Annotated in this window: 16 protein-coding genes and 1 tRNA gene; 11 read left to right on the top strand and 6 right to left on the bottom strand. The window is 58.9% G+C overall.

Features of this window, described 5'->3' with window-relative positions:
- Positions 1 to 11: 11 nt before the first annotated feature.
- From ABYT07_RS01565 to ABYT07_RS01555, 3 genes are read right to left on the bottom strand one after another with little or no spacing between them, the layout of a single operon-like run.
- Complete coding sequence (locus ABYT07_RS01565; protein WP_372988899.1) at positions 12 to 890, bottom strand: transglutaminase N-terminal domain-containing protein; 879 nt, start codon at positions 888 to 890, stop codon at positions 12 to 14.
- A 3-nt stretch (positions 891 to 893) separates the two neighbouring features.
- Entirely contained in the window at positions 894 to 3,302 is a 2,409-nt protein-coding gene (locus ABYT07_RS01560) for a circularly permuted type 2 ATP-grasp protein (protein WP_372988897.1), read from the bottom strand.
- Positions 3,303 to 3,305: 3 nt separating this feature from the next.
- Positions 3,306 to 6,623 carry a DUF2126 domain-containing protein gene (locus ABYT07_RS01555; protein ID WP_372988895.1) on the bottom strand — a complete coding sequence of 1,106 codons (3,318 nt, stop codon included), beginning with the start codon at positions 6,621 to 6,623 and terminating at the stop codon, positions 3,306 to 3,308.
- A gap of 338 nt (positions 6,624 to 6,961) precedes the next feature.
- On the opposite strand from ABYT07_RS01555, the gene ABYT07_RS01550 reads away from it, so the two are divergent.
- The 4 genes from ABYT07_RS01550 (at position 6,962) to ABYT07_RS01535 (ending at position 11,211) form a co-directional block, all read left to right on the top strand.
- Positions 6,962 to 7,912 (top strand): mechanosensitive ion channel family protein, encoded by a 951-nt coding sequence (locus tag ABYT07_RS01550; protein ID WP_372988893.1) that lies wholly within the window; start codon positions 6,962 to 6,964, stop codon positions 7,910 to 7,912.
- Between the two features lie 116 nt (positions 7,913 to 8,028).
- Complete coding sequence (locus ABYT07_RS01545; protein WP_372988891.1) at positions 8,029 to 8,547, top strand: DUF421 domain-containing protein; 519 nt, start codon at positions 8,029 to 8,031, stop codon at positions 8,545 to 8,547.
- A 128-nt stretch (positions 8,548 to 8,675) separates the two neighbouring features.
- The gene (locus ABYT07_RS01540; RefSeq protein WP_372988889.1) at positions 8,676 to 10,076 is read left to right on the top strand and encodes a M20 family metallopeptidase; all 1,401 of its coding nucleotides are present in this window, start codon (positions 8,676 to 8,678) and stop codon (positions 10,074 to 10,076) included.
- Between the two features lie 166 nt (positions 10,077 to 10,242).
- Entirely contained in the window at positions 10,243 to 11,211 is a 969-nt protein-coding gene (locus tag ABYT07_RS01535; protein WP_372988887.1) for a Gfo/Idh/MocA family protein, read from the top strand.
- Between the two features lie 145 nt (positions 11,212 to 11,356).
- Here ABYT07_RS01535 and ABYT07_RS01530 read toward each other — a convergent pair.
- A tRNA-Thr gene (locus ABYT07_RS01530) sits at positions 11,357 to 11,431 on the bottom strand.
- Positions 11,432 to 11,515: 84 nt separating this feature from the next.
- Between ABYT07_RS01530 and ABYT07_RS01525 the strand changes: the two genes are divergently transcribed.
- The 6 genes from ABYT07_RS01525 to ABYT07_RS01500 all read left to right on the top strand — a co-directional run bounded on the left by ABYT07_RS01525 (position 11,516) and on the right by ABYT07_RS01500 (position 15,895).
- Positions 11,516 to 11,731 (top strand): hypothetical protein, encoded by a 216-nt coding sequence (locus ABYT07_RS01525; protein ID WP_372988885.1) that lies wholly within the window; start codon positions 11,516 to 11,518, stop codon positions 11,729 to 11,731.
- A 3-nt stretch (positions 11,732 to 11,734) separates the two neighbouring features.
- Positions 11,735 to 13,006: a UDP-N-acetylglucosamine 1-carboxyvinyltransferase gene (murA, locus tag ABYT07_RS01520; RefSeq protein ID WP_372988883.1), complete on the top strand. Its 1,272-nt coding sequence runs from the start codon at positions 11,735 to 11,737 to the stop codon at positions 13,004 to 13,006.
- Positions 13,003 to 13,473, top strand: coding sequence for a DUF2948 family protein (locus tag ABYT07_RS01515; RefSeq protein WP_372988880.1), 471 nt, complete (start codon positions 13,003 to 13,005; stop codon positions 13,471 to 13,473). The genes murA and ABYT07_RS01515 overlap by 4 nt, the downstream gene beginning before the upstream one ends.
- Positions 13,474 to 13,573: 100 nt before the next feature.
- Positions 13,574 to 14,875: a histidinol dehydrogenase gene (hisD, locus tag ABYT07_RS01510; protein WP_372988878.1), complete on the top strand. Its 1,302-nt coding sequence runs from the start codon at positions 13,574 to 13,576 to the stop codon at positions 14,873 to 14,875.
- Positions 14,876 to 14,950: 75 nt separating this feature from the next.
- Complete coding sequence (locus ABYT07_RS01505) at positions 14,951 to 15,430, top strand: UPF0262 family protein (RefSeq protein ID WP_372988876.1); 480 nt, start codon at positions 14,951 to 14,953, stop codon at positions 15,428 to 15,430.
- Positions 15,431 to 15,895, top strand: coding sequence for a low molecular weight phosphatase family protein (locus ABYT07_RS01500; protein WP_372988874.1), 465 nt, complete (start codon positions 15,431 to 15,433; stop codon positions 15,893 to 15,895).
- A 17-nt stretch (positions 15,896 to 15,912) separates the two neighbouring features.
- Here ABYT07_RS01500 and ABYT07_RS01495 read toward each other — a convergent pair whose 3' ends face one another.
- Positions 15,913 to 16,272 (bottom strand): hypothetical protein, encoded by a 360-nt coding sequence (locus tag ABYT07_RS01495; protein ID WP_372988872.1) that lies wholly within the window; start codon positions 16,270 to 16,272, stop codon positions 15,913 to 15,915.
- A gap of 143 nt (positions 16,273 to 16,415) precedes the next feature.
- Entirely contained in the window at positions 16,416 to 17,513 is a 1,098-nt protein-coding gene (locus tag ABYT07_RS01490; RefSeq protein ID WP_372988870.1) for a porin, read from the bottom strand.
- Between the two features lie 355 nt (positions 17,514 to 17,868).
- Here ABYT07_RS01490 and lepA point away from each other — a divergent pair.
- Positions 17,869 to 19,116: translation elongation factor 4 (lepA, locus tag ABYT07_RS01485; protein WP_372988947.1), on the top strand; the 1,248-nt coding region annotated here is incomplete at its 3' end.

Raw genomic sequence — 19,116 nt, 5'->3', positions numbered from 1 at the left:
TTGGCAGTCGGTCAGTCGACGCAGGCCACGTCAACCGATTGCGAATTGGTCTGTTTGCCAGAGGATCGCAGATAGCCAATGACCGGGCTGACATCGGAATAATCGCGGCCGTACCCCACCACGATATGATCTGTGCCGACAAAGGTCGCATTGGTCGGGTCGTATTCGACCCAGCCCTGATCAGGTCCACACCACGCCTGTACCCAAGCATGCATCGCATCAACCCCTTCGAGGCGAACACCACCCGGAGGGGGCAGGGTGCGCAGGTAGCCGCTGACATAGCCTGCCGGAATGCCCAAGGATTGCAGGGCAAGGATCATGATATGCGACAAATCCTGACACACGCCGCGCTGTTTGGCAAAAGCCTCGGCGGCGTCGGTATCAACGGTGGTGGCGGACGCATCAAAGGTCATGAAATGATGCAAAGCTTCGCCAAGGCGCGCGACGGTCTGGGCGACAGGGGCGGCGGGATCGCAGTTCATCTGCGCGAAATCTGCGATGTCTGCAATTGGCCGCAATCGCGGCGAGGGTCCGAGAAAATGCAGCGGCGATGCGGCGTTCAGGGCGCGATGTTCAGTCAGGGCACCGCGCAGTTCGGCAAGGTCCAATTGCGTACCTGCAAAGCCGGGGGATGCAGTAATCTCGACCCGCGACGACATGCGGATCGACATCTCGGAATGCGCCTCAAGGTGGGTGACCGTGGTGACCGCATTGCCAAAGAAATCAACGGTGTCGTGGCGCTGGTCGGGGTGGGGCGTTACGTCAACCAGATGGGCCGAAACGCGTTGTCGGCCCGGCATCTGGCGTGGCAACACCCGCAGCAGATGCCGCCCGTTGCCGGCAGAGCCCGCATATCGGTGGGCAATCGTCAGTCGGATATCATAAAGCACGGCCTAGACCAGATGCGCTTGGGTCAGGGCATCGGCGATGTCCCAGATGTCAGTTTTGACCTTTTCCAGCATCGCGGGCGTCAATGCGGATGGCGCACTGGCAGCCAGCGTTGTCTCAAGCAGCAAAATTTTGCGCGCAAGATCCGAGAGAACGTGACTGTCATTCTGCCCCGGTAGTTCAGCGATATGCCGTTTGGCCCGCGACACATGATAGCGGATCGAACGCGGGTTTTGATCGTCAACGCCAAGGATATCGGTGATCGCCCACCTATTGGCCAAAATCGAAAACCGCGCATGGTAGGACACCACGCTGTCGCCCACCTCAAGGGCCAGATCCAGCGCGCCGTCAGGGGCATCATCCCCCACCAGTTGGGACAAAAGTTGCGCTATATTTGCGGCGCGTTCCAGCGATATACCAAGGCTCAGGAACCGCCAGCCGTCAGAGCGATACATATTTTCATGCACAAGACCGGCAAATCCGGTGATTTGGCGCAGCAACTGGCTGATCTCTTTGGGGACCTCTTCGAGGGGGATATCACGCTGATCTAGATCAGCGGTCGTTGCGACCAAGGCCCGCAGGGCCATCAACCCATCAGGCGAAAACCGGTCCCCGATTTTGCGGGCGGCATTCAGCGCCATATCCAACGGCGTGCCGAACCGTTCGGCCATTGCACCGGGCCGGGCGTCAACGTCTTGCATTAGATGATTGCGCATAAAGGCCAGCAAGGGCGCATCATGGGCCGCACCATCGTTGATCCGCGCATAATAGGCGCGAAACAGGCGGATGTTCTGTTCGGCGCGTTCAACATAGCGGCCAAGCCAGAACAGGTTATCTGCCGCCCTGCTGGGCAGGGCCGCCCGTGATGATGCCGCCCGGTTTTCCGCGGCACCCGACACCAGTAGGCTGGGGGTCTCAACGGGCTGGTCGCCTCTGATCCAGACATCGGCCACTTTGCCGCCGCGCTGCATGGCAAAGGCCTTGGCGTCATTGCCCGCGCTGACCCTCGCATAGCCGCCGGGCATCACCTGCCAGCCATCGGGCGTGCGGGCCAGAAACAGGCGGATACACATGGGCCGTGCAACCAGCGCACCATCTTCGTAGGTCGGGGTCGTGGACAGCGTGATGGCTTCCTGACCGACCAACTCCCGGCCAGAGCGGCGCAAAAGCGCTGTGATCTCTTGCTGGCCGGGACCTTGGGGCATTTCAGTGTCAGGGCTGCTGGCGCTATCGGCCATCAGCGGCACTGTCGAAAAGGCGGACCCCACCATCATGGTGTCCCGGTTCTTGATCACATGATCGCGCGCGGTTTCCTGACCACACCACCACGTGGCAATATTGGGCAGTTTCAGCGCCGCGCCAAAATGCTGCCGTGCGATTTTGGGCAAGAACGCCATCAGCGCACGGGTCTCTAGCACCGCGGCACCGACTGCGTTCACCATATGCAACTGCTGCTGCCGCAAGGCGTCCACCAGTCCGGGCGTACCGATCAGCGACGTCTGGTCCAGCTCAAGTGGGTCGCACAGCGCGCTTGGTACGCGGTTCCACAGCAGGCTGAGCGGTTTTGGCCCAGCAACAGTGCGCACCATCACATGACCGTCTTGTACGATCAGATCCTCACCTTCGACCAACAGCATCCCCAAATATCGTGCGATATAGGCGTGTTCGGCATAGTTCTGGTTCGCAGGTCCCGAGGATAGCAACGCGATCTGCCCCTTGGCAGTGCCGCGCAGATTGAACAGCTGTTGTTGGAAATCCTGAAAGAATCCGGCGATGCGGTGCACATTCGATCGGCTGAAAAAATTCGGAAAAATCTTGGTCATCGCGACCCGGTTTTCAATCACGAACCCTGCGGTTGATGGTGCTTCGATCAGATCACTGATCACCCACCATTTGCCGTTGGGGCCGCGCCCGATTTCAAAGGACAGCAGGTTTAGGAAATTCCCGTTGGCCGGTTTGACCCCCACCATGGGCCGCAGCCAAGCGGGGTTTTGTGTCAGCAATGTCGCGGGCAACTGGCCCGAGGCGACCAGTTCACCGGGCCCATAAAGGTCGCGCACGACATGTTCCAAAAGGTCGGCGCGCTGGATCAGGCCCGCTGAAATCTCGCGCCATTCCGCCTCGCTTAGCATCACCGGCAAGTGGCTAAGCGGCCAGCCACGATCTACTGAAACCGTTTCGTCATACTGCCGGTACAGCACCCCCGCATCACGCAGGTACTGCCCGCCACGGGCAAACCGATGGGTCAGTTCCACATCATCAAGCCGTTGCAGGTGGTCCAGAAATTCCTGCCACACCGGTTTCACATTGCCCGCGCCATCCAACATTTCGTCGCGGTTGCCCGCCTGCTGGCGGTACCCCGTCAAAAGATCGCGCGGGCCGGGGGTGCCTTGGGTATGCTGGGAATTCTGCATGCGTTACAAACCGGGACGCCGCCGTAAATCAAGCGTCATGGGGAATTCCGGATGCGGCGTTTCGTCGGTTGGGGTGTAGCTGTTCGTGGTATGGCCCATCGGTTCAAACCGCGACAAACGCCGCGCCTCTGCCTCGTTACCATTCACGGGGAAGGTATCGAAATTACGCCCGCCCGGGTGCGCCACGTGATAACGACAGCCGCCCAAGGAACGCCCTGTCCATGTGTCATAGATGTCAAAGGTCAGCGGTGCGTCGACCTCTAGCACAGGATGCAGGGACACGGCGGGTTTCCACGCCTTGAACCGCACACCGCCGACGCGTTCTTCGTTTTTGGCGGTTTGCTGCAGCGGCACAAATCGTTGATTTGCCGTCACACGGTAACGATCAGGGTTGGGGCCAGTCAGCTTGACCTGCAGCCGTTCAACCGAACTGTCAGTATAGCGCACCGTACCGCCAATCGCGCCGGTTTCGCCCAAGACATGCCACGGCTCAAGCGCTTGGCGCAGTTCCAGCGTCACGCCCTCATAGGTGACTTCGCCGCAGAAGGGGAAACGGAATTCAGCCTGCGCTTTGAACCACGCAGGGTCCAGTGCCATGCCGTACCCCTTGAGGTCGTCCAGCACGTCCAGAAAATCGTCCCAGATGCAGGCGGGCAGCATGAAACGGTCGTGCAGGGTTGTGCCCCATCGGGTCAGCTTGCCGCTGATCGGGCTTTCCCAACACCGCGCAATGATGGCGCGGATCAACACCTGCTGCGCAAGGCTCATCCGCGGGTTCGGCGGCATCTCAAAGCCGCGAAACTCGACCAGACCCAGACGGCCCGTGGGGCCATCAGGCGAGAACAGCTTGTCGATGCAAATCTCGGTCCGGTGGGTGTTGCCGGTCACGTCGATCAGGCTGTTGCGCAGCAAACGGTCGGTCAGCCATGGTGGCGGCGGCGTGCCCTCGGTCGGTGGCCAGATCTGGTCGAGCGCGATTTCCAGTTCGTATAGTGCATCATGGCGGGCCTCGTCGATGCGCGGCGCTTGGGATGTGGGGCCTACAAACGTACCCGAGAACAGGTAAGATAGGCTGGGATGGCGCTGCCAAAACAGGATCAGGCTTTTGAGCAGATCAGGACGGCGCAAGAACGGGCTGTCCGTGGTTGTGGCCCCGCCAACAACGACGTGGTTGCCGCCGCCGGTGCCTGTATGCCGACCGTCGATCATGAATTTATCGGTGCCCAGACGGGTTTGGCGGGCTTCCTCGTATACGGTTTCTGTGGTGTGCACACATTCCGCCCAAGACGCTGCAGGATGCACGTTGACCTCAAGCACACCGGGGTCGGGGGCCACGCGGATCACGTCGATGCGTGGATCGCTGGGCGGCGAATAGCCTTCGATCAGCACCTTGCGGCCAATGGTCTTGGCGGCGTTTTCCGTGGCCGAGATCAGTTCGAGGTAATCCTCGAGCGTTTCAACCGGCGGCAGGAACACGCACAGCTTGCCGTCGCGCGGTTCCACGGAAATCGCCGTGCGAACGGCACCGGTCAGATCGCCCAGCGTCTGTTCGACCTGCGTCTGGCTGGCGCTGGTATCTTCGGTCCGGCTGGCAATGGCTTGGTGTCGTTCTTGTGCCTGCTCAGGCTCGACCAGCGGTACGCGGGGTTCTGTCGGATCTTGGGGGTAGACGAACGGATAATCACTGTCGGGGATGTGGGGCAGGGTACCAAGCGGCAAGCGGTAACCCACAGGGCTGTCCCCCGCGACCAAATATACTTTGCCGCGGCGCAGGTTCCAGACCTCTGACATCCAGCGGCTTTCCGCACGGGCCTGCCAGCGTTGCACCGGCAGCACATAGCCCGCAGGGGTGGTCAGACCGCGTTCGAACACCTTGGCAATGCGGGCGCGCTCTTCGGGGTCTTTCAGCTTGGAATTTTCGGGCGTCACGTTTTCAGGCAGATTGCTTTCCTTGATGATCCACTCGGCGGGGTCCTCAAAGGCGGGCAGCACGTTTTCACCGGGCACGGACAGGCTGCGCGCGATTTCGACCAACAGTGCCTGCGCATCATTGGGGCCGACATCTTCGGCGGTGTCTTCGCGGGCAAGCAGGTCAGCGTCTTTCCAGATCGGATGCCCGTCCTTGCGCCAGAACATCGAGAACGTCCAACGCGGCAGGGTTTCGCCCGGGTACCATTTGCCTTGGCCGTAGTGCAGTAAACCGCCGGTCGAAAATTTATCCTGCAGGCGGCGAATCAGTTTATCCGCCAGCCCGCGTTTGGTCGGACCAACGGCGTCGGTGTTCCATTCGGGGCCTTCAAAATCGTCGATCGACACGAATGTCGGCTCGCCGCCCATGGTCAGGCGCACATCGCCGGCCTCAAGCCGTTTGTCGATGTCTTGGCCAAGCTTGTTCAGCGCGTCCCAAGATGTATCCGAAAACGGCTTGGTGATGCGCGGGTGTTCAGCCGTGCGTTTGACCTGCATGTCGAAGGAAAAATCGACCTCGGCATATGACGCGACACCGGCGATAGGGGCGGCGTTTTGATAATGCGGTGTTGCGGCCAGCGGCACGTGGCTTTCGCCCGCCAGCAATCCCGACGTCGGATCAAGGCCAACCCAGCCTGCGCCGGGCAGATATACTTCGACCCAAGCATGCAGATCGGTGAAATCGTTTTCCGTCCCCGACGGGCCATCGAGCGCCTTGAGGTCCGGTTTCAACTGGATCAGATACCCTGACACGAACCGCGCTGCCAAACCCAAATTCCGCAGGATTTGCACCAATAGCCAACTGCTGTCACGGCACGATCCTGATGCACGGCCAAGGGTGATCTCGGCGGTTTGCACGCCCGGTTCCATGCGGATTTCGTAGTTGATCTCGGACGCCAGACGGCTGTTGAGCATCACCAGAAAATCGACTGTTACCATCGGATTGCGCGAAATCGTTTTCATGAAATCCGATAACAGCGGGCCGACAGGTTCGGGCTGCATATAGATGCTCAGGTCGGGGGCAATTTCATCGCCATAGGTAAAGGGAAACTTGGTCGCGGCTTCCTCGACGAAGAAATCGAACGGGTTGTAGACGGACATGTCGGCGACCAGATCAACCTCGATTTTGAATTCCATCACCGGTTCGGGGAACACAAAACGCGCCAGCCAGTTGCCATAGGGGTCTTGCTGGTGGTTCACAAAGTGATTTTCCGGCGACACCTTGAGCGAATGCGAAATCACGCGGGTGCGCGAATGCGGGGCAGGGCGCAGGCGGATAATTTGCGGGCCCAAGGTGACCGGCCGGTCATACTTGTAATGGGTGAGGTGATAGATACTGGCGGTAATTGACATAATTGGGTGCTCCTACGGTTCAGCATGGCCGTTCTGTTAAGGGGCAGCAACAAGATTAGGGTAATTGCGCGGATCACAGTCAGGATTCAGGCCCTCGTGCCGATTGCCGCGCACAGTGCAAACGATTGCCCCCGCTGTAATTTCACGGGAATGCGCCTAGCATTGGCCAACAGCCACGCCCAAGAAGCTGTGCGTAAAAAACAGGCACATGCGGGAACCAAATCTCGGAAGGCGGGGTTTATGCTGCACAGACCTCGAATTTGCGCGAAATGGGTCGGCTTTGCCGACATGACGCCACGACACGTAACGCCCTGAGACAATGATAGGATTTCGAAACCATGGAAGAAATCGACGCAAACCCCGGCCTGATTTTTGACAAGCTGGATGCGTGGCTTGACGGGTTTTACAAGCTTTTGCCCAATATCGGCGTTGCTGTCGTGGTTGCGATCATTTTCTGGCTGTTGGGGCTTGGCATCGGAGCCTTGGTGCGCCGGACGTTGGACAAGCGTGGCCGTGGCAATCTGGGTGATGTCGGCGGTTCGCTGATCCGTTGGACGCTTGTCGTTGTCGGCGTCATGTTGGCGATCACGGTCGTCGCGCCGTCGATCACCCCCGGTGATTTATTTGCGGGCCTTGGTGTCAGTTCGGTCGCGATCGGTTTTGCCTTCAAGGATATTTTGCAGAACATGTTGGCAGGCATTCTGATCTTGCTGCGCCAACCCTTTGAGGTCGGCGACCAGATCGTGTCGGGTGGCCACGAGGGCACCGTCGAAAAGATCGAGACCCGTGCAACCATGATCAAAACCTATGACGGTCGGCGCGTGGTGATCCCCAATTCCGACATTTATACCGATAGCGTTGTGGTCAATACCGCGTTCGACATACGGCGGTCGCAATATGATATCGGCATTGGCTGCAACGACGATTGGGACGTAGCACGTAAATTGATGGAAGACGCTTGCGCGCAAGTTGCAGGCGTGGTCAGCGACCCCGCCCCCGAAACCATTCCGGTTGAACTGGGCGACTTTGCAAACATCGTCCGCCTGCGCTGGTGGACGAAATCTGACCGTGCGTCGCAAATTCACACATTTGGTGACGTTCTGGTCGCGGTCTACAAGGCGCTGGATGCCGAAGGGATCGACATGCCCTATCCAACACAGGTGCATCTGTTTCACGATCAAACCGAAGAAACAGATGGCGACCGCTCCCGACAGCGCGAAGGCTGGCCCGCCGGTCGCGGGGATGTGCCAAAACCGCGTGCACAGGAAAGAAGCGCGTCTACGGATTGAATGGTTTAGCGGCCAGCTCCCTCGATCACGGGCCGCTGATGCCATTAACCACAAGTGCCCGCAATTGTGCGAAATACTTAGCGTCGATGCAGCTTTTACCCGATTAGGAGACCGACATGATTTTTGGCAGTGAAATTCCCGATGCGCTTGCACGCGGATTGGTGTTGGGCGCTGTGGGACTGGTCTGGATTATCCTGCTGGTGCGACTTTTCGGTCTGCGGTCGTTTTCCAAGATGACCAATTTCGACTTTGTGATGACAATCGCGGTTGGGTCTTTGCTGGCAGGGATGGCGACGGCGACAAGCTGGGCGTCGCTTGTTCAGGGCATAGCTGCGATCACTGTCCTTTTCTGCCTTCAATTCACCGCGGCGTTCTTGCGACAGCGATCAGATATTTTTCTATCGGTGATCCAAAACGACCCTGTGATCTTGATGGAGGACGGCGTGATCTGCCAGCAGGCGCTGGAGGCCACCCGCGTTAGCAAAGGCGATCTGATCGCGAAATTACGCGAAGCGAATGCTCTTGATATGTCAAAGATACGCGCCGTGGTGCTTGAGACAACTGGCGATGTATCGGTGTTGCACGGTGACCATGTCGATGAACTTGTGCTGCAAGGGGTGAAGCGGATCGATTGACAGGGGCATTGGGCGGCCTGTCGCGCGGCAAATGCATCTTGCATGCCCCGCCCGGGCGATCAATCATGGGCGGTAGTTTGGCCAATGTCTGTGCCGCCTCTAATCCCGAATGAACGGACCTTTATCTTATGACCCGCGACGCCGCGATTGCTCAAGCGACCACCTATTTTGAAAGCGGGCGTTTGGAGGCCGAGCTTGCAGCACTGGTTGCCTATCGCAGCGAAAGCCAGAACCCCGATCAGGCCCCCGTGTTGCATGAATACCTGACCCAAGCGATCCAGCCACGGCTTGAGGCGATGGGGTTCGACTGCGCGATCCACGCCAATCCCAGCATTGAAAAAACAGGTGGCCCGTTTTTGCTGGGGACACGGATCGAAGATCCGGACCTGCCAACGGTGCTGACCTACGGCCATGGCGATGTGATCTGGGGGCAGGACGAGCAATGGCGCGATGGTCTGGCACCATTCGAATTGACGCCGGACGGTGACCGTTTGTACGGACGCGGTTCAGCCGATAACAAAGTCCAGCATCTGATCAATATCGCAGCGCTTGAGGCGGTCCTCTCAGTGCGCGGCACGCTGGGCTTCAACGTCAAAATCGTTCTGGAGATGAGCGAGGAAATAGGATCCCCAGGTCTGTCCGAGATGATGGCGTTGCACCGCGATACGTTGCAAGCTGATGTGCTGATTGCATCGGATGGCCCACGGTTAAGTGCGACACAGCCGACGATGTTCATGGGCGCGCGGGGCGTTCTGGGGTTTGATCTGGTGGTTGACCTGCGCAAGGGCGCGCATCATTCGGGCAACTGGGGCGGGCTTTTGGCTGATCCTGCGATGCTGCTGGCCCATGCCGTTGCCAGCATCACGGATGCCCGTGGCCAGTTGCAGATTCCCGAATGGCGGCCGACCAGCCTGACACCGAAACTGCGCGCGGCATTGCGCGATCTGCCGGTCGGGACGAACGCGGAACCCACCGTAGACATGGATTGGGGCGAGGCAGACCTGACCCCCGCCGAACGCGCCTATGGCTGGAACAGCTTTACTGTTCTGGCGATGAAATCCGGCAATACCGAGGCCCCCGTTAACGCGATTTCCCCGACCGCATGGGCGCGCTGCGCGATGCGCTATGTGGTGGGCACCGATATCGAAAATGCACTGCCCGCGCTGCGCCGTCATCTGGATGCGCAGGGGTTGCAAAAGGTGCAGATCCAGCCGCTGGATCAGGGGGAATTTCCTGCGACCCGTCTGGACCCGGATCACCCTTGGGTGGCCTATGTGCGGGCCTCTTTGGAACGGACCACCGGCAAGGACCCGCATGTATTGCCCAATCTGGCAGGCTCTTTGCCTAACGATTGTTTCGCACATGTTCTGGGGCTGCCCACCATCTGGATTCCCCATAGCTATCTGGGCTGCAATCAGCACGCCCCTGATGAGCATGTGTTGAAACCCGTCTGTCGCGAGGCGATGCAGGTGATGGCCGGACTGTTCTGGGATATCGGGACCAGCACGCCGGAAATGGCCGCCAAATAGATGCCTTGTGGTTTCTTGCTGCGCTGTAGATGTGCGGTGGTTGACCTCGGAACGCAGGGTAAGGCAAAACCCGGCTGGCACAGCGATGGGCAGCGTGACACTGTCACCTTGACCATAGGGCAACGCAGGCTTTGAAACCGTCCTGCAAGATTTCAGGGGATTTCCAGTGACCATTTCAACAGCAATCATCGGTTTGGGCATCATGGGTCGGCGCATGTTGGAACACATGAACCTACACCCAGATTTTACGGTTACGGCCATCTGGGACCCGGATCACTCAGCCTGCGAGGCCGCCCAAGCCATTGTGCCCGGCGCACAGATCGCGGCGGATGCCGCTGCTGCAATCGCCGCCGCTGATCTGGTTTATCTTGCCTGTCCGCCGGTGCCGCGCAAAGCTTACGCCTTGGCGGCTGCGAGGTTAGGCAAGGCTGTGTTCCTCGAAAAACCCCTTGGCGTCGATATCGCCGAAAGCCGCGATCTTGTGGCGCAAATCACAGCGTTGGGTGTCCCCGCAGCAGTCAATTTCACCCAAGCGGCAGGGGCTGCGCTGACCGATGTGGCGGCTTCGGCGCAATCGGGCGAATTGGGCGATCTAATGGGTGCGGATATCGTCGTCACCTATGCCAATTGGCCGCGCGCATGGCAGCAATCGGCAGACTGGCTGCGCTTTGCCGCCGAAGGCGGTATGACCCGCGAAGTCGTCTCGCATTTCCTGTTCTTCTCGGAACGTATCTTGGGCCCGCTGCAGTTGGTCTGGGCGCGGGCCGATACCCCCCCGAATAGCGATCTGTGCGAAACCCATGTGGCGGCAAGGTTGGTTGCAGAAAATGGCGCGGTTGTAACAATCATGGGGTCCGTGGGGGGCGCACAGCCCGACCGTCAGGAACTGACGATCAAAGGATCAAAAACCAGCCGCCGAATCGCTGATTTTTACCGCGATGCCAAATCTAACGGGGGTGATTTCGTACCTGTCAGTGCTGATGTGTCAGACCCACGCGCGGTTAGCCTAAAGGCGCAGTTGGATGATCTTGCCCTGTTGGTGGCGGGCAAACCGAACCGTCTGGCAACCTTGGACGAAGCGTTGCGGGTCCAAATCCTTGTTGAAAGTATCTTATCGGGCAAAAACGCCGCCTGAAGAAATTATGCCTGCCTGCGCTGTCTTGGCGCGGGCAGGTTGCCTTTCACAAATAGGCCCAGCGTCGATATTCCGCCGCATAGATCGCGCATGTGGGGTCAATCAAGACCGAACCCGCTTATCTACATACAAAACTATTGTGAAATGGTGCTGAAGGGGAGGATTGAACTCCCGACCTCGTCATTACCAATGACGCGCTCTACCACTGAGCTACTCCAGCACTGTGGGCGGGTGATTAGCCGCATTCGCAATTTGGTGCAAGCGCAATCTGGACCATATCCGCCCGCTACGCTAGACAATGGCAATGTCACAAGATACCGCCCCGCAAAAGCCCCGCACTCCGAAGCAAAATCGAGAAGACAGGCTGAAGGCTGCGCTCAAGGCCAATATGGGCCGGCGCAAAGCACAGGCACGTGCGCGGACGGACAAAGAGCAGACTGATAAAATGCAGGCCGATCAAGAATGGTCTGGCGAAGCGCAGGCAGGCACTGGTCATACAGACCAAGACAAGGAAGGCTGAACGATGGATTCTATTGTGGTCAAAGGCGGCGGCGCGCTGTCAGGGCAAATCCCGATTGCAGGGGCCAAGAATGCGTGTCTGACCTTGATGCCCGCGACCTTGCTGTCCGAGGAACCGCTGACCCTGACAAACGCGCCGCGCTTGTCGGATATTCGCACCATGACAGAGCTGCTGCGCTCGCTCGGGGCCGAAGTATCGACGATGCAAGAGGGCAAGGTTCTCGCGCTCTCGTGCCACGGAGAGATCAACACCCGCGCCGAATATGACATCGTGCGCAAAATGCGCGCCTCGAATTTGGTGCTAGGGCCTTTGCTGGCCCGCGAAGGTCACGCACAAGTGTCGCTGCCCGGCGGGTGTGCGATTGGCGCGCGCCCGATGGACATTCACACCGACAGCCTGGCGCTGATGGGCGCAGAAATTGACCTGCGCGACGGGTATTTGCACGCCAAGGCGCAAGGTGGCTCTCTCAAGGGTGCGGTAATTGATTTCCCGTTCGCCTCTGTCGGGGCGACGGAAAACATCATGATGGCCGCGACCTTGGCCAAAGGGACGACCGTTATCAATAACGCCGCCCGCGAACCCGAAATCGTGGATCTGGCGGATTGCCTGCGCGCCATGGGGGCGCAGATCGAGGGCGACGGCACCAGCCGGATCGAAATTCAGGGTGTTGACCGTCTGGGCGGTGCGACACATCGCGTGGTCACCGACCGGATCGAATTGGGCACCTATATGCTGGCCCCTGCCATTTGCGGCGGCGAAGTTGAATTGCTGGGCGGTCGGATCAACCTGTTGCAAGCCTTTTGCGAAAAGCTCGACGCGGCCGGCATCAACGTCTCCGAGACTGAAAAAGGCCTCAAGGTTGCGCGGCGCAATGGTGTGATCAGTGCGGTGAACGTGACGACCGAACCGTTCCCCGGCTTTCCCACCGATTTGCAGGCGCAGATGATGGCGCTGTTGTGTACCGCCGAAGGCACCTCTGTTCTCGAGGAGAAAATCTTTGAAAACCGCTTTATGCACGCGCCCGAATTGATCCGGATGGGGGCCAGTATTGAGGTCCACGGCGGCACAGCCACGGTGACGGGTGTGAACAAGCTCAAGGGGGCGCCGGTGATGGCAACCGATCTGCGCGCCTCCGTGTCGCTGATCCTTGCTGCGATGGCCGCAGAAGGCGAAACCAAAGTGAACCGCGTCTACCATCTGGACCGTGGCTATGAACACGTCGTGGCCAAGTTGCGCGGCGTTGGTGCAAACATCGAACGGATCAAAGAACAATGACTCAAGATGCACGTTTCGAAGATGGCCGCGAGGCACCGCTGAACCTTGGTGCCTTGGACGCCGATGACCTCAAGGTGATCTCGTCACTGGTGCAGGACGCAGTTTTCCCGGCCTCTGAAATGCGCTGGCACCAGAAAGGCGCGCGCTTTGCCCTGCTGTTGAACCGTGTCCGTTGGGAAGATACCGGCAAAACCCGTCACGCTGCGGAACGCGTGCAATCGGTCTTGATGTTCAACAACGTCCAGCGCGTCTCAAGCCAAGGCGTCAACAAGGGCGACGCCGATACAATCCTGTCGCTGTTGCAGATAGAATTCGCCGAAACTGACACGCCCTCTGGCGACGTGATCCTGACGCTTGCAGGCGACGGGGCAATCCGTCTCAGCGTCGAAGCGCTCGAAGTGACCCTCAAGGACGTGACCCGCCCTTACACAGCGCCTTCCCGAAAGCTGCCGGAACATCCGGCCTGACCCCTTTCTCTGGCTCTTAAATATCCTCGCGCGAAGCGCTTGCACAACCATCCCAAACTATGCCCGGCCCAAGTTCAGCCCCGGCGGAAAAGGAAATCCCATGCCCCAGTTTCTTGACTATGCTCAGTCAGATTTTGAACAGGCATTTACCGCCCTGTTGTCCGCCAAGCGTGAAGACAGCCCCGACGTGGATGACACGGTCGCTGACATCATCGCACAGGTCCGCGCCACTGGTGACGCTGCGGTCATCGCGCTGACCGAAAAATTTGACCGCATCACCCTGACGCCCCAGACCCTGCGGATTACCACATCCGAAGTCGATGTTGCCGTGGCACAGGTTTCGGCCGAAGATCGTGCCGCGCTTGAAATGGCAGCAACGCGCATCCGTGCCTATCACGAACGCCAGCTGCCCGAAGACGCCGAATGGACGGATGAGGCCGGTGCGACACTGGGTTGGCGCTGGACGGCAGTTTCAGCGGCGGGGCTTTATGTGCCGGGGGGGCTGGCCAGCTATCCCAGTTCGGTGCTGATGAACGCGATCCCTGCCAAGGTCGCTGGCGTTGCACGGCTTGCCATGGTCGTGCCCACGCCGGACGGTATTCTCAATCCGCTTGTTCTGTTGGCGGCGCGCATTGCGGGGGTGGATGAAATCTACCGCATTGGCGGCGCGCAGGCGGTTGCCGCACTGGCCTATGGCACCGAAACGATCCCGCCGGTCGACAAGATTACCGGCCCGGGCAACGCCTATGTGGCGGCGGCCAAGCGGCGGGTTTTTGGCAAAGTCGGCATCGATATGATCGCAGGCCCCTCGGAAATTCTGGTGATTGCCGATCAGGATAACGATCCCGACTGGATCGCCCTTGATTTGCTGTCTCAGGCAGAACATGACGAAAGTGCGCAATCCATCCTGATTACCACCGATGCGGGGTTTGGCCAGGCGGTCGCTGCTGCCGTCGATAAACGGCTCGAAACCCTTGAGCGTCGTGCAATTGCAGGTGCCAGCTGGCGCGATAACGGGGCGATCATCACGGTGCCGGACATCGCTACTGCGGCGGCGCTCAGCAACCGCATCGCACCTGAACACCTTGAACTTTGCGTGGCTGATGTTGATGCGCTGAGCGCGCAAATCACCCATGCTGGTGCGATTTTTCTGGGACAGTGGACCCCCGAAGCGATTGGCGATTACGTCGGCGGGCCGAACCACGTGTTGCCAACGGCGCGTTCAGCGCGGTTTTCCTCGGGCCTGTCGGTGCTTGATTTCATGAAGCGCACGACCTTGGCGCGCATGACACCGGACGCCTTGCGCGCCATCGGGCCAGCGGCAGAACGGCTCGCGCGCTCCGAAAGCCTAGAGGCGCATGGCCTTTCGGTCACGGCGCGCCTGCGCAAGTTGAACGACTAGACGCAGCGACGCCGATTGATCAACGCGGGTGGGCGGGCTAAGGTCCGTCAAAGATTTGATAGAATTGAGAAGCCAATGTCGCGCATCACGCATATCGTCCTTGACGATGCGAACCTGCCCCCGCCCACCCCCGAGATCGAACAAGAGCGCAAAGTCGCAATGTTCGATCTGTTGGAGGATAACGTTTTCGCCCTGCCTGTGCGCGAGGATCGCCCTGCGCCGCAAGGCCCTTACCACCTTGGCCTGTCGATCCGCGACAAGCGTTTGGTTTTTGACGTGAACACCGAAAACGATGAAAAGGCAGCTGAATTTCATCTGTCGCTGGGACCGTTTCGGCAGGTCGTCAAAGACTACTTCCAGATTTGCGAATCGTATTTCGAGGCGGTCAAGAAATCCGCGCCCGCCCAGATCGAAACCATCGACATGGCGCGCCGTGGTATCCACAACGAAGGATCACGCGTGCTGCAAGAGCGGCTTGAGGGCAAGGCGGAGATTGATACCGACACCGCCCGCCGCTTGTTCACCCTGATCTGCGTCCTGCACTACGGCGGCTAGATGAACGACGCATTGCCCCAATCGGTGCTGTTTTGCTGCGACCACAATGCTGTGCGGTCGCCTATGGCCGAAGGGTTGATGAAGAAGTTTTTTGGCACAGGCACATATGTGCAATCTGTCGGCGTGATGAACGACCTTGAAATCGACGGGTTCTCTATTGCTGTTTGTCAGGAACTGGATGTCGAATTGTCGCGGCACCGGTCGCGCAGTTTTGACGAGATGGAAAATTGGGGCGACGACCTGAGTTCTTTTGATCTGATCATCGCGCTTAGCCCCGCCAGCCAGCGCCGCGCGCTGGAATTGACGCGGTTCTATCACCTGACCGTCGAATACTGGCCGATCCTTGATCCGACGGGTTTGGGTGAAACCCGTGAGGCAAAGATGGCGCAATACCGCGCGGCCCGCGACCAGATCAAAAACCGGCTGATCGACCGCTTTGGAGAGCCGACGCGACCACAGATTTAACCTGCGTTTGCGATAGCTTAGGCCGCGCTACATAGGGTTTGTGCCGTGTTGCCATATGCCTTCCACGCCGCCCAAAATGCGTTATCGCTGGAGCGGTCCGATTGGCGCGCTTCTTGCAAGGAATGTGGGTCTTTGAATACCCGCACCCCACGCCGTTGTTCTGATGCCGAAAGCTCGCGGTCCGCGACCGCTTGGATGCAGCCACAGCGTGCCCGGCTGGCCTGCTTGCGCCCCGCCGCGAGACAGGCCGAGTTGATCGGCCCCGTGGCGAACAACACCGCCGCGCCACCATAGCCGCCGCTGGGGTTATAGCCGCGCGAGCCGCCACAAGCTGCCAAAGCGGACAGCGCACAGATCGTCATAAAGAGTCGTAACATGTTTTGCCTCATCTTCGGCGCGCCGGGTTGATCCCGTTTGCTGGCCCTGTCGATTGATGGCGACTATGCCGTAAAATGCAAGATGGGGCAATTCACGATAATGCAAACGCCTTTGCCCGAAAATATCGGGCAAAGGCGTTTTTTTAGAACTTCCAGCGGGCTCCGACAAATGTCACATCCATGTCCTGATAGGACGCAGAGGCGCTGTCGAACTCATAGCTGCGGTGGGTGGCGAACAGTTCAATGTTGTACTGATCAAGGCGCTGAACAACCGCGACGCCGACAGACGACGTGCTGGACCCTGCCACAACGAAATCATTGCCGTTGTAGTAATCAATCGAGAACGACGTTGAACCGACGGCCAGATAATCGCGCGTCAAACCCGCTTTGATATAGGCGTAGTCCGTGTCTCCTCCGACACGGCGACCTGACGAGATGGCAAGGCTTAGGCCTGTTGGCGCGTGCAGTACCGCGGCCGACCCCATGACCAGATCGTCCGAACTGTCGCGGAAGGAATAGCCTAGACGCGCGTCGACTTTGTAGGTGCCGTAGTCTTGGGTATAGCGTGTGCCAACATCATAATAATCGTTGTCGTCACCCGATTTCAGAACTTCCTGACCGGCCGATACCGACGCCGAGAAACCGCCAAACACGGGCGTATCATACCGTACGCGCAAACGGCGACCACCATCGAAAGAGCTGTTGGTGTTGCCGATGCTGACAGTCGACAAGGTACCGTCAGCAAAGCGCAAAGACTGACCGCCCGCGATATCGCTGATGCCCACATATGCGGCAACGCCTGTGCCCGAGAAATCAGCCTCGGCGGAACCGTCTGTCGATGTGCTGCCCTGACCAAAAGAGAACGTCCCCATGGCGGGTGTCCGGTATCTCAGGTCAAGTTTGCGCAGTTCGGTCTGGCGGTATTCGGCGTCAAAACTGCTGTCCTGCCCGTTCAAGCTGGACGATCCGGTCAGGCCCAAGCCTGTCTCAAAGGTCAGCGTCAGCTCGGACCCGTTTTGCAAAGCCTGCGTCATGGACAGGCCGATGCGGCTGTTTGAGTTGTCGTTGTCAGTGAATGCCGAATTGCGATCGACGCCGTCGTCAACGCTGACCAAGCCCAAGTTCAGCTGGCCGTAAAAGTCCCAAACCGGACCTGCGGATTGCGCCTGTGCCAAGGCCGGTACACACGCAAACCCAAGCGCGGCGATGGTTGCAGATCCCAGCTGCTGTTTGATCTTCATCTCTAAGTTCCTTTTCACCCGGCCCACAATGTCGCAGGCCAATCTGGAATCCAGACCTAGAACACGCATTGTATCTCTAAAACCGTAAGGCACCCGAACGAACCCAAGGTGTTGCACCAAGGCCCTGTTCAAGCAAAAGTGAGCAGGGGCAGTGGGCCTTGTTTTATTGAGATTTATGGTTGATATGCAGGCTTTGCATAGGTGTTGCCCGCATCTGGACCTTGTGTTTGCCGAACCGAGAAAAACGGAATCCCGCCGCCAAAGCGGTGCCAGTGTGAAACAAGTCATAATCATCAACGTCAACAGGCGCGGCACCCCATTGACCAGCGCCCAAAACCGCACCATATCCCTATCCATGACAGCACTTTCACACATCCGCAATTTCTCCATCGTCGCGCATATCGACCATGGTAAATCCACGCTCGCTGATCGTCTTATCCAAGAGACGAACACAGTCGCCTTGCGCGATATGAAAGAGCAGATGCTCGACAGCATGGACATCGAACGCGAACGCGGCATCACGATCAAGGCGCAGACCGTGCGGATCGATTATACCGCGCTTAATGGCGAGAATTATGTTCTCAACCTGATCGACACCCCCGGCCACGTCGATTTCGCCTATGAGGTGTCCCGGTCCATGCGCGCCGTCGAAGGGTCGCTGCTGGTTGTCGACAGCACCCAAGGCGTCGAAGCGCAGACATTGGCCAACGTGTATCACGCGTTGGATGCGGATCACGAGATCGTGCCGGTCCTGAACAAGATCGACTTGCCCGCGACCGATTGCGACCGCGTGGCCGAACAGATCGAAGACGTGATCGGCATTGATGCCTCCGAGGCGATCCGCGTGTCTGCCAAGACCGGCGTCGGCATTATCGAAACGCTCGAGGCCGTGGTGCACCGTTTGCCCGCCCCCAAGGGCACGCTGGACGCGCCGCTCAAGGCGATGCTGGTTGATTCGTGGTACGATAGCTATCTGGGCGTGATCGTTCTGGTGCGCATCATGGACGGTCAGCTGAAAAAGGGCGACCGGGTGCGCATGATGCAGAACGGTTCCGTACATCACGTCGACCGTATCGGTGTGTTCCGCCCAGCGATGACCGAAATTGACGTGCTGGGTCCGGGCGATATCGGTTTCCTGACCGCGTCGATCAAGCAGGTTCGCGACACCCGCGTCGGCGATACGATTACGCACGAGAAAAAAGGCTGCGACAAGGCATTGCCGGGCTTTAAGCCTGCGCAGCCTGTTGTGTTCTGCGGCCTGTTCCCCGTGGATGCCGCTGAATTCGAAGACCTGCGCGACAGCATCGAAAAACTGGCGCTGAATGATGCGAGCTTTAGCTTCGAGATGGAAACATCAGCCGCCCTTGGGTTCGGCTTTCGCTGCGGATTCTTGGGTCTGCTGCACCTCGAGGTGATCCGCGACCGGATCGAACGTGAATATGACATCGACCTGATCACCACGGCCCCGTCGGTTATTTACGACATCCACATGAAAGACGGCACCGTCACGCAGTTGCACAACCCTGCCGACATGGTCGATCTGACATTCGTGGACCACATCGAAGAGCCGCGCATCAAGGCGACGATCCTTGTGCCCGATGAC

Origin of the sequence: Sulfitobacter sp., assembly GCF_041552635.1 — a bacterium.
GTDB lineage: Bacteria > Pseudomonadota > Alphaproteobacteria > Rhodobacterales > Rhodobacteraceae > Sulfitobacter.
Note: the sequence above shows the minus strand (reverse complement) of the source record. Positions and strands in the feature narration are given on the sequence as shown.

Bases quoted from the DNA above. Each gene is read 5' to 3' on its own strand.
- ABYT07_RS01550 (WP_372988893.1), top strand. From the start codon at position 6,962: ATGGAAGAAATCGACGCAAACCCCGGCCTGATTTTTGACAAGCTGGAT.
- ABYT07_RS01525 (WP_372988885.1), top strand. From the start codon at position 11,516: ATGTCACAAGATACCGCCCCGCAAAAGCCCCGCACTCCGAAGCAAAAT.
- ABYT07_RS01515 (WP_372988880.1), top strand. From the start codon at position 13,003: ATGACTCAAGATGCACGTTTCGAAGATGGCCGCGAGGCACCGCTGAAC.
- ABYT07_RS01490 (WP_372988870.1), bottom strand. From the start codon at position 17,513: ATGAAGATCAAACAGCAGCTGGGATCTGCAACCATCGCCGCGCTTGGG.
- murA (WP_372988883.1), top strand. From the start codon at position 11,735: ATGGATTCTATTGTGGTCAAAGGCGGCGGCGCGCTGTCAGGGCAAATC.
- ABYT07_RS01540 (WP_372988889.1), top strand. From the start codon at position 8,676: ATGACCCGCGACGCCGCGATTGCTCAAGCGACCACCTATTTTGAAAGC.
- ABYT07_RS01505 (WP_372988876.1), top strand. From the start codon at position 14,951: ATGTCGCGCATCACGCATATCGTCCTTGACGATGCGAACCTGCCCCCG.
- ABYT07_RS01500 (WP_372988874.1), top strand. From the start codon at position 15,431: ATGAACGACGCATTGCCCCAATCGGTGCTGTTTTGCTGCGACCACAAT.
- ABYT07_RS01495 (WP_372988872.1), bottom strand. From the start codon at position 16,272: ATGTTACGACTCTTTATGACGATCTGTGCGCTGTCCGCTTTGGCAGCT.
- ABYT07_RS01560 (WP_372988897.1), bottom strand. From the start codon at position 3,302: ATGCAGAATTCCCAGCATACCCAAGGCACCCCCGGCCCGCGCGATCTT.
- hisD (WP_372988878.1), top strand. From the start codon at position 13,574: ATGCCCCAGTTTCTTGACTATGCTCAGTCAGATTTTGAACAGGCATTT.
- ABYT07_RS01555 (WP_372988895.1), bottom strand. From the start codon at position 6,623: ATGTCAATTACCGCCAGTATCTATCACCTCACCCATTACAAGTATGAC.
- ABYT07_RS01545 (WP_372988891.1), top strand. From the start codon at position 8,029: ATGATTTTTGGCAGTGAAATTCCCGATGCGCTTGCACGCGGATTGGTG.